10 protein-coding genes are annotated in these 12,784 nt (G+C 70.7%); 4 read left to right on the top strand and 6 right to left on the bottom strand.

Features of this window, described 5'->3' with window-relative positions; all coding sequences use genetic code 11:
* Nucleotides 1–141 precede the first annotated feature (141 nt).
* On the bottom strand, nucleotides 142–1,977 hold the full coding sequence (locus N1032_RS21125) for a fibronectin type III domain-containing protein (RefSeq protein WP_259542097.1): 1,836 nt from the start codon (nucleotides 1,975–1,977) through the stop codon (nucleotides 142–144).
* A 126-nt stretch (nucleotides 1,978–2,103) separates the two neighbouring features.
* Entirely contained in the window at nucleotides 2,104–3,327 is a 1,224-nt protein-coding gene (locus N1032_RS21120; protein WP_259542096.1) for a HupE/UreJ family protein, read from the bottom strand.
* Between the two features lie 98 nt (nucleotides 3,328–3,425).
* Between N1032_RS21120 and N1032_RS21115 the strand changes: the two genes are divergently transcribed.
* The 3 genes from N1032_RS21115 to N1032_RS21105 are packed head-to-tail and all read left to right on the top strand — an operon-like array spanning nucleotide 3,426 to nucleotide 6,818.
* Entirely contained in the window at nucleotides 3,426–4,307 is an 882-nt protein-coding gene (locus N1032_RS21115; RefSeq protein WP_259542094.1) for a type 1 periplasmic-binding domain-containing protein, read from the top strand.
* 35 nt (nucleotides 4,308–4,342) lie between these two features.
* Nucleotides 4,343–6,166 (top strand): DEAD/DEAH box helicase, encoded by a 1,824-nt coding sequence (locus N1032_RS21110; RefSeq protein ID WP_259542092.1) that lies wholly within the window; start codon nucleotides 4,343–4,345, stop codon nucleotides 6,164–6,166.
* A 1-nt stretch (nucleotide 6,167) separates the two neighbouring features.
* Nucleotides 6,168–6,818 (top strand): M23 family metallopeptidase, encoded by a 651-nt coding sequence (locus N1032_RS21105; protein WP_259542090.1) that lies wholly within the window; start codon nucleotides 6,168–6,170, stop codon nucleotides 6,816–6,818.
* A gap of 11 nt (nucleotides 6,819–6,829) precedes the next feature.
* Here the strand turns inward: N1032_RS21105 and N1032_RS21100 are convergent, their stop codons facing one another.
* From N1032_RS21100 to cls, 3 genes are all read right to left on the bottom strand, one after another.
* Complete coding sequence (locus tag N1032_RS21100) at nucleotides 6,830–7,360, bottom strand: hypothetical protein (protein WP_259542089.1); 531 nt, start codon at nucleotides 7,358–7,360, stop codon at nucleotides 6,830–6,832.
* Nucleotides 7,361–7,364: 4 nt separating this feature from the next.
* Nucleotides 7,365–8,864 carry a DUF2252 domain-containing protein gene (locus N1032_RS21095; protein WP_259542085.1) on the bottom strand — a complete coding sequence of 500 codons (1,500 nt, stop codon included), beginning with the start codon at nucleotides 8,862–8,864 and terminating at the stop codon, nucleotides 7,365–7,367.
* A 130-nt stretch (nucleotides 8,865–8,994) separates the two neighbouring features.
* Nucleotides 8,995–10,467: a cardiolipin synthase gene (gene cls / locus N1032_RS21090; protein ID WP_259542084.1), complete on the bottom strand. Its 1,473-nt coding sequence runs from the start codon at nucleotides 10,465–10,467 to the stop codon at nucleotides 8,995–8,997.
* A 107-nt stretch (nucleotides 10,468–10,574) separates the two neighbouring features.
* Between cls and N1032_RS21085 the strand changes: the two genes are divergently transcribed.
* A complete protein-coding gene (locus N1032_RS21085) occupies nucleotides 10,575–11,768 on the top strand; it encodes an AI-2E family transporter (protein WP_259542083.1) in 1,194 nt (397 codons plus the stop codon).
* Here the strand turns inward: N1032_RS21085 and N1032_RS21080 are convergent.
* A complete protein-coding gene (locus tag N1032_RS21080; protein WP_259542082.1) occupies nucleotides 11,765–12,703 on the bottom strand; it encodes a 5'-3' exonuclease in 939 nt (312 codons plus the stop codon). The two genes, N1032_RS21085 and N1032_RS21080, sit on opposite strands and share 4 nt — an antisense overlap.
* Nucleotides 12,704–12,784 lie beyond the last annotated feature (81 nt).

The raw sequence follows: 12,784 nt of genomic DNA, 5'->3' as shown, positions 1-12,784 counted from the left end.
CGCGGGGGTCGGGGGTGGAACGGGTGGGTCGGGGCGGAACAGGTGGAACAGGTGGAACAGGGTGATCGGGGTGAGCGCCCGGCGGCGCCCACCCCGATCGGTGGTGCGGTTGGTTAGCTCAGTGTCATCAGCTCAGCGTCATCAGCTGAGCGCGGTGAGCGTGAGCGTCGCCTGGTAGGTGCCGTCGGTGACGTCGACCGGGATGTTCAGGTCGAGCCCTGCACCGAGCTTCGCCGAGCCCTTGGCGTGGCCGGCGGCCGCGTTTCCCAGCGTCGACGCGACCGAGAGGCCGTCGCCGCCCTCGAAGCCCGACGCCACCTCGGCGCCGGCGACGGCGTCGCCGCCCGCTTCGATGACCGCGGGCTTCCAGCCGAGGTACTTGCCCGAGAACGACGTGTCGCCCGAGGTGAAGTCGCCGACCTGGGCTGAGATGGCCCACTCCGGCCCGGCGGTGCGGGTGTCGGTGACGCGGATCGGGTTGATCGAGCCGATCGCGGCGTAGTGGTCGCCGCTCTGCACGGCGGTGCCGAGGTCGACGAGACCGTTGGTGCCGTCGATGCTCCACACGAACTCGCCCGGCGCGGTCGTCGGCACGGTGACCTGCAGCTGCTCCGAGTCGGTGTTCGGGTCGTCGGCGCGGCTCAGGGTGACCTGGTCGACGACGCTGTTCACGGGCAGCGCGTCGCCGTTGGCCTGGCTGCGGAGGGTCTTGACGGTGATGTCGCCGCCCGTGACCTCGACGGCCGTGTAGTTGCGCACGTGCTCCTGGTTCGACACCGACAGCCACGGGAAGCCCGACTGCTGCAGCTCGTAGTACTTCGAGCCCGACGACGAGTTCGCGGTGACGTAGAGCACACCACCGGGACCGGCGACGACCGAGTCGGCGCCGGCCTGCTCGGCGGCATCCGCCTTCTCGCCGTTGTGCATCAGGTAGCTGCGCGCGTAGCTGTGGTCGTGGCCCTGCAGCACGAGGTCGACGCCGAGGTCGGAGATGACGGTGGGCAGGTTGGTGCGGCGGTCGGCGACATCCGTGTCGGTGGCGTGCGGGCCGGCCGAGTAGATGGAGTGGTGGAAGGCGAGCACCTTCCAGGTCGCCTCGTCGCCGTGCTCGGCGACCACGTTCTGCATCCAGGCGATGTGCGAGGTGAAGTCGCGGCTGTTGGAGTTGATGTCCATGAACAGCACACCCTTGTGGATGAACCAGTAGTCACCGCCCGAGGAGGTGCCGTTGCCCGGGCCCGCCGCGCGGTCGGTGTTGGGCGTGGCGAAGTGCTGCTCGTAGGCCTTCGAGCCGACGTCGTGGTTTCCGTTGGTCGCGACGAACGGAATCTGGCGCAGCTGGTCGGGCTGAAGGAACGCGGCGTACTGGTCTTCGTTGCTGGCCGACTCCACCTGGTCGCCGGCCGAGAAGAGCATCTCGGCGTCGGGGTAGGTGGCGGTGGCGACGTTGACGGTGTCGGTCCAGCCGGCGGCGTCTCCGGGCACGTTGCCCGACGAGCCGATCTGCGGGTCGCCGAAGAACAAGAAGTCGAAGTCGCCCTCGAAGTCCTGCGTGCGGAACGAGTAGGTGGGCGACCAGTTGCCCTCGGAGCCGACGCGGTAGACGTAGGCGGTGTTCTCGGCGAGCCCGGTGAGGGTCGACACGCGGTTGAACTCACCGCTCGTGGTCTGCCCGCCGGTGGCGGCGACGCTCGTGGCCGAGCCCGGGAACGCGCCGTTGACGACGTTCGAGGCCAGGGCCACCTGCGCCACCTGCGCCGTGTCGGCGCCGGAGTACCAGGTGAGGGTGCGCTGCGAGTCCTCGGCGCCGATTCCGAGCACGATGTCCGAGGGCGGAGCATCGGCGGCCGAGGCCGCGGTGGCGGAGAGGACGCCGCCGCCGAAGATCACGGCGAGGCTGATGGCCGCTGCCGTGAGTCGCACGGGGGTGCGGCGGTGCACAGGCTTGCGGGCCTGCATTTCAGGGTTGATCGACATGTGAATGCTCGATGCCTTCCAGATTCATGGTGAAGCGCGGATGCGCACGGCCACGTTTGTTGCCTCGGGTGAACTAGTTGTGAATAGCCGGCGGGCGAGCGGTGGCCCGCGAGGGAAGAGCCGACGTCAGCCGATGCCGAGCAGGCGTTGCACGAACCAGATCAGGCCCACCACCGTGACGACGGCGGCGATCGCGAGACCCACCCAGAGCCCGGCGCGGGGTGCTTTGCGTCGCAGCACCACCAGGGCGGGGAAGACGAGGGCGATGATGCCGAGTTGCACCGCCTCGATGCCGACGTTGAACACGAGCAACGACCAGAGCAGCGTCCACGACCACGGTTCGTCGATGCCGAGGGCTCCGGCGAAACCGAGTCCGTGCACGAGGCCGAAGCAGAACACCACGGCGAGCCGGGTCCAGTCGGCGCGGTCCATGCCGAGCGGGCCGCTCCTCACCGCCGGGAAGGTCGTGAACACATACGGGCGGCGACGCCAGGTGCCCCACAGATACCAGGCGGCCACCACCGCGATCGACAGGGCGATCACGGGCTCGACCACGGCCGAGGGCACCGACACCACCCCGAGCGCGGCGAGCAGAAAGGTCACCGAGTGGGCCACGGTGAACGTGGTGGCGGCGAGCACCACGTCGCGTAGTCGCCGCGAACCCACGATCAGCGCGAGCAGGAACAGGATGTGGTCGAGCCCCGTCAGCAGGTGCTCGGCGCCCAGCAGGAAGAACTCGCCGAAGCGCTCGGCCGCGCCCTGCTCGGTCGAGAACGACGGATGCTCCGCGTCGAGCGCCGCGCTGCCCGACCGGTCGTCGAGGTCGTAGGTGACGATCGTCTTGGTGTCGGCGACATAGCCCTCGGCGTCGGGGAAGAGCGCGCTGCGCACCTCGTGCCCGTCGCCCGCGATCGCCGGGCAGGCGTAGTCGAGAGCGACTCGGGCGTACGGCACCCCGTCGCGGTCGTGCACGTCGAAGCCGCCGGCCGGCGAGGGGGCGCACGGCTCGCCGGCCGCTGTCACCGTGAGTCGCTCGGTGATGTAGGCCAGCACCGAGTCGGCGTGGTCGGTAAGGGCGACGGCTTCGCTGCCGGTCTCGAACAGATCGGTGCCCTGGGTGAACAGGTCGGGGTCGTTCTCGTTCTCGGCGGCCGACACCACGAGCAGGTCGTATTCGAGGTCGAGGTCGGTGCGCACCTGCCCGTCGGCCGGGGCGGTCACGTCGACGTAGACGGTCGACGAGAATCCGTGCGCCGAGGCGGCGGCCGTGGGCAGCAAGGCCGCCGCCGCGCCGGCGGCGAGTGCGAGAGCGACGACAGCGACGCGGGCGTGATTTCGGTGGTTGAACATGGTGATCCTTCGGTCGACGCCCCGAAACCTCCCCCACCCGGGTGAACGACCGGCAGCGGGCAGGCGAACCCCGCGCGAACTCGGCGCCGGTGCCTGTCGTGCCTGCCCCGCACCAGGGCACCGGATCGTTCGGCTCTCGTTCACCTCGCCGGCGGCGATTCGACACCGGCGCGATCCGCGGCCCTGCGACCCTCGAGGTCATGTCTCCCCGCGCCATCCGTTCGTCGACCGCGCCCACGAGAACCCCCGGGTCGCCCCGGTCGCCCCGACGGACCGGGTCGCCCCGGTCACGCGGTGTCGCGGTGCTGCTCGCCGCGGCGGCCGCGGTCGTCGCCGCCGGGGTGTTCGCGGCGGGCTGCGCGGCGATCACCGGCGTGACGAACCCGGCAGGTGCGGCGGGCGCGGGTGCCGCCGCCTCCGCGCCCATCGCGGCGCTCGACGACGGCTTCCTCGGTGCCGTCTCGCCCACGCCCGAAGCCACGATCTCGCCCGAGCCCGGCTCCTGGAACGCCGTCACGCCACCCGCCGGCTACCGTGTCGTGCTGATCTCGGCCGGCGACGACTCGGCCACCACCACGCTCAGCACCGCGGTGCGCGCCTGGGCCGAGGGTCACGACGTCGTCTTCCAGCAGCTGCGCGCCATGACCGACGACGAGGTCGAAGAGCGCATCGATCAGGCCGCCGCGAGCGAGCCCGACCTGGTGATCGGCGCCGGGGCCGGCGTGGTCGACGTGTTTGCCCTGATCACCGGCCAATACCTGGCCCAGCAGTTCCTCGTGCTGGGCGCGGAGCTACCCGAGCCCACCGCCAACGTGACATCCGTCATCTGGCCCGGAGCGATGTTCCGCGGCACCGGCCTCGGCAGCTCGGGCGAGATCGACCCGACCTCGGTCACCGCCCGCCGTGCCCGAGACGCGATCGCCGCCGGCTCGGCGAGCGTGCTGCACGGGCACACGGGCATCGTGCTCGACCTGGGCTGACGCGCCCTCCCAGGCCGAAGGACTACCGTTGGGGCATGGCTTCTACAGCGACCGCCGACTCGGGCGAGATCGAGACTCCCCTGGTCGAACAGACCTTCTCCGACCTCGGACTCGACTCCGCAGTGCTGAAGGCGCTGAAAGACGTCGGCTACGAGACACCGTCGGCCATCCAGGCCGCTACCATCCCCACCCTGCTCGCCGGCCGTGACGTCGTGGGCCTGGCCCAGACCGGCACCGGCAAGACCGCGGCCTTCGCGCTGCCCATCCTCTCCCGGCTCGACCTGTCGCAGAAGACCCCGCAAGCGCTCGTGCTCGCCCCCACCCGCGAACTGGCGCTGCAGGTCTGCGAGGCGTTCGAGAGCTATGCCGCGCACCTGAAGGGTGTTCACGTGCTGCCCGTCTACGGCGGCCAGGGCTACGGTGTGCAGCTCTCGGCGCTTCGGCGCGGGGTGCACATCGTCGTCGGCACGCCCGGGCGCATCATGGACCACCTCGACAAGGGCACCCTCGACCTCTCAGAACTCAAGTACCTCGTGCTCGACGAGGCCGACGAGATGCTCAAGATGGGCTTCGCCGAAGACGTCGAGACGATCCTCGCCGACACGCCCGACGACAAGCAGGTGGCGCTGTTCTCGGCCACCATGCCGGCGCAGATCCGGCGCATCTCGCAGAAATACCTGCACGATCCCGAAGAGATCACGGTCAAGAACAAGACCACCACCTCGGTCAACACCACCCAGCGCTACCTCGTGGTGTCCTATCCCCAGAAGGTCGACGCGCTCACCCGCATCCTCGAGGTCGAGAACTTCGAGGCGATGATCGTGTTCACCCGCACCAAGAACGAGACCGAGACCCTCGCCGAGAAGCTGCGCGCCCGCGGCTACTCCGCGGCGGCCATCAACGGCGACGTGGTGCAGGCGCAACGTGAGCGCACGGTGAACCAGCTGAAGTCGGGCAAGCTCGACATCTTGGTGGCCACGGATGTCGCCGCCCGCGGGCTCGACGTCGAGCGCATCAGCCACGTCGTCAACTTCGACCTGCCGATCGACACCGAGAGCTACGTGCACCGCATCGGGCGCACCGGTCGCGCGGGCCGCAAGGGTGACGCGATCAGCTTCGTGACGCCGCGCGAGCGCCGCATGCTCACCTCGATCGAGAAGGCCACCCGTCAGCCCCTCACCGAGATGAAGCTGCCGAGCGTCGACGACGTCAACTCCACGCGTCTGGCACGCTTCGACGACTCGATCACCGCAGCGCTGGCCGATCCCGAGCAGATCCAGCAGTTCCGCGACATCGTCGGTCATTACGTCGAGCACCACGACGTGCCCGAGGCGGATGTCGCGGCGGCGCTGGCTGTCGTGGCGCAGGGTGACACTCCCCTGCTGCTCTCTCCCGAGGCCGAGCGTGCTCAGCGGTTCGACCGCGACGACCGCGGCGATCGCGCAGACCGGTCGCGCGGCGATCGGCCCGACCGCGGGCGACGCGACGACGGCGACCGCGGCGAGCGCTCGGGCGGCTACGACCGCGGTGCCCGGGGCGACCGCCCCGACCGCGCGCCCCGCGGCGACGGAGGCCCGAAGACCACCTACCGCATCGCGGTCGGCAAGCGCCAGAAGGTGGAGCCGCGCCAGATCGTCGGCGCGATCGCCAACGAGGGCGGCCTCGGCCGGGGCGACTTCGGCGCCATCCAGATCCGGCCCGACTTCTCGCTGGTCGAGTTGCCGTCGAACCTCTCCGACGACACGCTGCGCCGCCTCGAGAACACCCGCATCAGCGGAAAGCTGATCGAGCTGCGACCCGATCGGGGCGGCAACTCGGCCAAGCGCGAAGACCGGCCCCCGCGCAGCTACCGCGACTGAGATGACCGGCGGGGCTCGGCCGCTGCTGCTCGCGTTCCCGTTCCGCGGGCGCTGGCTCGTGCAGAACAGCCCCGCCGACCGGGTGCCGAGTCACGGCACCGCCCTGTATGGCACCCGCTACGCCATCGATTTCGTGGCCGTCGACGACCGCGACCGGTCGGCACCCTCCACCTGGCGCACGGCGTTGGCCACCGAACGGCCCGAGCGTTTCACCGGGTTCGGCGCGCCGATTCTGGCGCCGGTGGCCGGCACGGTCGCCGTGGCCCACGACGGCGAACCCGACCACGAGGCCCGTCGTTCGCTGCTGTCCCAGGTGCCGTATGCGTTGACGCAGACTCGGCGCATCCGCTCGGGCATCGAGGCGGTGGCCGGCAACCACGTCGTGCTCCGGGTGACGCCCGCCGGCCCGTTCGTGCTGCTCGCCCACCTTCGAGCCGGCAGCGTCGTGGTGCGGCCGGGTGATGTCGTCGCCATCGGGCAGACGCTCGGGCGGTGCGGCAACTCGGGCAACAGCACCGAGCCGCACGTGCACGTGCAGGCCGTCGACACCATCGACTGGGCGGCGGCGCGAGGGTTGCCGATCGTGTTCCGGGCCCTCGACGGCGGCGCCGGCCGGCTGCCCCGGAATGCCGAGGTGGTCGACGCCGGGTGAGCCGCGCGCACTCAGTGCACGACGATCTTCAACAGCACCGCGAGCACGCCGAGCAGGGCGGTGGCGAGAGCCCCCACCGCCCGGCCGTACCACGGCAGTCCGCGGCCGCCGAAGGCGATCCAGCCCACGACCCCCAGGGTCGCGACGCCGACCCAGAGCGCCACCCAGTAGGCGACCGTTCCCTCGCGGCCCACGACGAGTCCCACCAGCAGGAAGAACGTCGGCAGCACACCGGCGAACAAGAAGCCGCGCGACTTGCCGAAGGCGGTGCGCAGCGAGCGGCGCAGCTCCACCGGGTCGCCGCGTTCGGCTCCGCGCTGCTCGGCCACGGTGTGCGCGAAGAACTCGGTGAACCAGAACACGAGCACACTCAGCAGCGTGATCGCGAACACGTCGAACACCCCGTCGCGTTCGTCGGCCACCGCGACCACGACGCTCACCAGCACGATTCCCGACACGAGTTCGGGGGTCACGAACAGGCGCCGCAGGCGGCCGGGGGTCACGCTGGCGGGCTCTTGTCGACCATCCGAGGCAGTGGGCATCGCGTCATCCGCTCGCCGTGATGCGCCCCGACGCCGCCGCCTGCCGCACCGCCTCGAAATCGGCGTCGTTCTGGTCGGCGTAGCGGGCGGCGAAGTCGGCGACCGCCTCGTCGAACACGTCTCGCGCGCCCAGGTAGGCGCTGATCTCGAGCCGGTCGCCGGCGCGGGCGTGCGCCCGGGCGAGGGTCTCGCCGCAGAGGCGGGCATAGATCAGGGCGCCGGCGGGCCGGGCGCGTTCCATGTCGACCGATGCCTTGCCGTCGCTCAGCTGCCTGATGTAGTAGTCGCGCTCCGAGCCGTCGTCGCGCACCACGCGCTGCCAGCCGAGGAAGATGTCGCTCGCCGCCTGCATCAACCGCTGACCGCGCACCACCCGTTCGCCGTTGTTCTCGTAGAGCGGCGGCTCCGGCCCGCTCTCGAGCACCGAGCGCTCGGCCTGCTTGGCCTGCAGCAGCAGCGGGTCGCCCGAGCCGGTGCCCTGCAGCAGCACCACCCAGGCGCGCGTGCCCACGCTGCCGACCCCCACGACCTTGCGGGCGAGGTGATGGTAGGTGAACTCGCGCAGCGGATGCGACGCGCTCGCCAGCGTGCTATGGTAGCGCCGCAACAGCTCGGGAATGGCGACCCGGTCGTCGGCGCCGTCGGGGCCGAAACCGCCTTCCTCGGGCGGCAGTTCCTCGATCGGCACGATCAGCGGTGGGGCCGAGATGAACCGCAGCCGCCCGTCGACCTCGTGCACGAGTTTCGAGAAGGCGCGCACGCTGTCGTGCTCGTGAGCCGACGCGAACGTCGACTCGGCCTCGCGGGCCGGGCGGCGGTTGCCTCTCCCTCCGCTCGCCTTCTGCAGCAGGGTGCGCACGTCGCCCTCGTCGAGCCGCCCGTACCAGCTGTCGAGCACCCGGCCCTTCGCCAGCCGGCGCATCGTGCGGCGATAGGCGCGCACGGCGGCGAGAACGGCGGCGCGCCGGTCGTCGTCGCCGAAACCGCGGTAGCGGGTGGCGATCTCGAAGCTCGCCGCGAGCCGCTTGACGTCCCATTCGAACGGGCCGCGAGCGGTCTCGTCGAAGTCGTTGAGGTCGAAGATCAGCGCCCGCTCGGGCGTCTTGAAGAGACCGAAGTTCGCGAGGTGGGCGTCGCCGCAGAGCTGCGTCATGACACCGGAGTCGGGCGACGCGGCCAGGTCGGCCGCCATGACCGCCGCTCCGCCACGGTAGAACGCGAACGGTGAGGCGAGCATGCGGCCGTGGCGCACCGGCACGAGCGACGGCACCCGCGACTCGGCCTGGCGTTCGAGGATGTCCACGACGTCGGCTCGGTCGCCGACGGCATCCCACTCGGCGTGCGCGCGCCGGCGCGAGAGCGTGCGGGCCGCGCGACCCGCCTCCCGGCGCTCGGCGTTGCCGCGCGAGAGGGGCACGCCGTCGTCGCGCGCTCGTGCACCCGTCTGCGCCGCCCGGCCGCCCGGCTCCGGCGCTCCGCTCTCGGCCGCCGTCTTCGTCGCCATCACATCCTCCGGTCGCCGGCCCGAGCCGCGTCGCCCGAGTGCCGCGCCCCGAGTCTCGTCGTGGTCGCGCGTCGTGTCGTCATCCCGTTCGGGTGATCTGCCCGGCGGGTGTGCCGCGGCATCCGCTTCGTCACTCCAGTGCGGAGGTCAGCCGGGCGAGACCGTCGAACACGGTTCGCCGCAGCGGCTCCCGCTGCCACTCGGCGAGGGTGAGTTCGCGCCCGACGTCGCGGTAGTGCTGCTCGACCTGCCGCATCCCGGCCACGAACGACGCGCCGCGCACCAGCAGCGAGATCTCGAGGTCGAGGGCGAACGACCGGATGTCCATGTTGCTCGACCCGATCACCGCCACGTCGTCGTCGATCGAGAGGTGCTTCGCGTGCAGGATGAACGGCGCCGGGTACTGGAAGATGCGCACGCCCGCCTCGAGCAGCTCGCCGTAGTACGACCGCTGGGCGTGGAACACGGGGCCCTGATCGCCGATCTCCGACACGAACAGCTGCACCTCGAGCCCGCGCTGGCACGCCGCCGTGATGGCGTACATCATCGCCTCGTCGGGCACGAAGTAGGGGCTCGTGATGATGACCCGTCGCTCGGCCGCGTAGATGAGGGCGAGGAACAGCCGCAGGTTGTTCTCGAACTCGTAGCTCGGCCCACTCGGCACGAGCTGGCACTCGAGCGCGTCGGGCCCGTCGTCGCGGGCGACCAGACCGGCCGGAACGTTCTCGTCGAGGATGCGCTCCCCCGTCTCGCTGAACCAGTCGCCGAGGAACACCGCGTTGACGCTCGTCACCACCGGGCCCGTGAGCCGGGTCACGAGCTCCTGCCACTTGAGGCCGCGGGCGAGGTTCTTCTTCGAGTTGTAGGTGCGGTCGATGAGGTTCTGCGACCCCATGAACGCCACGCGGCCGTCGACGACGACGAGTTTGCGGTGGTTGCGCAGATCGGGGCGCCGAAGCTGCCCCTTCAGCGGCCGAAGCGGCAGCATGAACGCCCAGGTCACCCCGATGCGGTCGAGCTCGGCGAAGGTCTGCTTGCTGTGCGCGGCCCGCACCGACGAGAGGTGGTCGGCGAGCAGCCGAACGGTGACACCGCGCTGCACCGCCCGCTCGAGGGCCGCGAAGAACCCGGCCGTCGTGGCGTCGAACGACACGATGAAGTACTCCACGTGCACGAACCGGGTCGCCCCCTCGATCTCGGCGGTCATCGCGGCGATGGCGCCCTCGTAGTCGGGGTGCAGCGTCGCCCGGTTGCCGTCGGCGGGCGGGATGCCGGTGAGCCGCTGGTTCTGGGTCACCAGCCGGTCGAACCACGTGGGCCACGACGCGCGCCGCGGCGCGAGGTCGAGGCCCTCGGCGCCCTCTTCGATCATGGCGTCGACCGCCTTCTGCAGCTCGAGGCGCTTGCGCGGGAGCTTCGTGCGGCCGATCACGAGAAACAGCAGCACGCCGATGAACGGAATGAGGAAGATGGCGAGCAGCCACGCCATCGCAGCGGTCGGCTTGCGCCGCTTGGGCACCACGATCAGCGCCGCGATGCGGATGGCCAGATCGGCCGCGATGACGACGATCCAGACGAGGTTCGCGAAGAGCACATCGGTCATGGTCCACGGTAGCGACGGCCCTCGCCGCACTGCATCACCCCAAAGGGATGACGACACCGCCCGCCCGGGCTCCTACGGTGGGCACACGTGACCGAGTGGGAGTGCCCATGACCGACAGCAGCGAATCACGCCCGCACTACCCTCGGGGCGTCACCATCCTGGTCGGCCTGGCGGCGGCGGTCGTCGTCGGCATCGGCATCAGCGGGCTGCGCGGCATCCTGGCCCCGGTGCTGCTGACACTGATCCTCACCATCTGCGCGAGCCCCGTGCGCACCGCGCTCGAGAAGGTCGGCGTTCCGCGCGGCCTCGCGACGGGCGCCGTGATCCTCGTGGTGTTCGGGCTGCTCGCGGCGTTCACCTACACGATCCTGATCGCGTTCGCCCAGTTCGCGGCGATGCTGCCGGGCTACGCCGACCAGTTCCAGCAGGTCGGGCAGACCATCGCCGCCGGCCTCACGTCGCTCGGCATCGATCAGGCGCAGATCCAGGCGATCGTCGCCGGAATCGACCCCGGCCGCGTGGTCGCCGCGGTCTCGGCCGCGATCGGCAGCGTGGCGGGCATCACGGGCGCCCTGGTGATCGTGCTCACCATGATGATCTTGATGGCCGCCGACGCCGTCTACGCCCACACCATCCTCGGCCAGCTGCGCGAGCGCCGCCCGCAGCTGGTCACGGCCATCACCTCCTACACCTCGAACGTGCGGCGCTACATGGTGGTCACGACCGTGCTCGGCATCGCGCAGGGCGCCCTCAACACCATCGCGCTGCTCATCCTGCAGGTGCCGGCGGCACTGCTCTGGGGGCTGCTCGCCTTTCTGCTGAGCTTCGTGCCCAACATCGGCTACTTCTTCGCCATCATCCCGCCGATCATCTTCGGCTTCCTCATCGGCGGCTGGCCCACCGTCATCGCCATCGTGATCGTCTACGGGGTCATCAATGCGGTGGTGCAGTCCATCATCCAGCCGCGGGTCGTCGGGCAGGCGGTGTCGCTCAGCCAGACCGTCACCTTCTTCTCGGTGCTGCTCTGGGCCGTCATCATCGGCCCGATCGGCGCCATCCTCGCGGTGCCGCTGACGCTGCTGGGCAAGATGCTGCTCGTCGACGCCAACCCCGACGCCGAGTGGTTGCGGCCCGTCCTGGGGCCCACGAATGAGACCCGCGGCATCCTGAAGAGCGAATACGCGGCCGAGAAGGCGGGCCGCCGATCGGTTCGGGCGGAGAAGAAGAACGAGAAGAACGGGGCGAAGAGCGCAGCGAAGACCGGCAGCACGGCGAAGACCGGGAGCACCCGGCAGACCTAGGCGAGCTTGTCGAGCGCGGCGAGCAGCCGCCCCACCGCGCCGCCGAGGTTCCACTCGGTGGCGAGCCGTTCGAGCTCGGCCCGCTCGTCGCCCACCACCGGGTGCAGCCGCGCTCCGGCCTCCTCCAGCGACGGCAGGTCGAGGTCGCGCACGACCTTCACCACCGTGGGGGCCACCGCCAGGTAGTCGGCGGCCGCGGCCAGCTTCGCCGCGACCGAGGGCGACACCCCGCCGTCGGGGTCGTCGGCCGCGGCGAGCAGCCCGTCGAGGGTGCCGTGCTCACCGAGCAGCGAGGCCGCCGTCTTCTCACCGATTCCCGCCACGCCGGGCAGCCCGTCGGAGGTGTCGCCGCGCAGGGTGGCGTAGTCGGCGTACTGCTCGGGCACCACGCGGTATTTACCCACCACCACCGCGTCGGTCAGCACCTCGAGGTTCTTCATGCCCCGCGCCGTGTAGATCACCCGCACGTGGTGGGCGTCGTCGACGAGCTGGAACAGGTCGCGATCACCCGTCACCACGTCGACCGGCAGCTTCGCGCCCGTGGCGTAGGTGCCGATCACGTCGTCGGCCTCGTGCTCGGGTGCGCCCACGATCGCGATACCGGCGAGCCCGAGCGTGTGCCGGATCATCGGGATCTGCGCCTCGAGCGGGTCGGGCACCACCTCGATGTCGCTGCCGCCCGGCACGACCTCGGCCACCCGGTGCGCCTTGTAGCTCGGAATGAGGTCGACCCGCCATTGCGGCCGCCAGTCGTCGTCCCAGCAGGCCACGAGCGACGTCGCCTCGTAGTCGGTCACGAGCCGCGCGATCATGTCGAGCAGGCCGCGCACCGCGTTCACGGGCGTGCCGTCGGGGCGGCGGATCGAATCGGGCACCCCGTAGAAGGCGCGGAAGTACAGCGAGGCCGTGTCGAGCAGCATCAGGCGGTCGGTCATATCCGATCCTGACACGGATGCCGCCGCTCCCGCTCGACCGGGCCCGAACTCCGGGTCGTCGCTCGCTGTCTAGGCTTGCAG

Source organism: Herbiconiux daphne (genome assembly GCF_024979295.1).
Taxonomy (GTDB): domain Bacteria; phylum Actinomycetota; class Actinomycetes; order Actinomycetales; family Microbacteriaceae; genus Herbiconiux; species Herbiconiux daphnes.
Note: the sequence above shows the minus strand (reverse complement) of the source record. Positions and strands in the feature narration are given on the sequence as shown.

What these genes read in the sequence shown, in the direction of transcription:
- N1032_RS21125 (WP_259542097.1), bottom strand. Translation starts at nt 1,977, where the DNA reads ATGTCGATCAACCCTGAAATGCAGGCCCGCAAGCCTGTGCACCGCCGC.
- N1032_RS21120 (WP_259542096.1), bottom strand. Translation starts at nt 3,327, where the DNA reads ATGTTCAACCACCGAAATCACGCCCGCGTCGCTGTCGTCGCTCTCGCA.
- N1032_RS21110 (WP_259542092.1), top strand. Translation starts at nt 4,343, where the DNA reads ATGGCTTCTACAGCGACCGCCGACTCGGGCGAGATCGAGACTCCCCTG.
- N1032_RS21105 (WP_259542090.1), top strand. Translation starts at nt 6,168, where the DNA reads ATGACCGGCGGGGCTCGGCCGCTGCTGCTCGCGTTCCCGTTCCGCGGG.
- N1032_RS21100 (WP_259542089.1), bottom strand. Translation starts at nt 7,360, where the DNA reads ATGCCCACTGCCTCGGATGGTCGACAAGAGCCCGCCAGCGTGACCCCC.
- N1032_RS21095 (WP_259542085.1), bottom strand. Translation starts at nt 8,864, where the DNA reads ATGGCGACGAAGACGGCGGCCGAGAGCGGAGCGCCGGAGCCGGGCGGC.
- cls (WP_259542084.1), bottom strand. Translation starts at nt 10,467, where the DNA reads ATGACCGATGTGCTCTTCGCGAACCTCGTCTGGATCGTCGTCATCGCG.
- N1032_RS21085 (WP_259542083.1), top strand. Translation starts at nt 10,575, where the DNA reads ATGACCGACAGCAGCGAATCACGCCCGCACTACCCTCGGGGCGTCACC.
- N1032_RS21080 (WP_259542082.1), bottom strand. Translation starts at nt 12,703, where the DNA reads ATGACCGACCGCCTGATGCTGCTCGACACGGCCTCGCTGTACTTCCGC.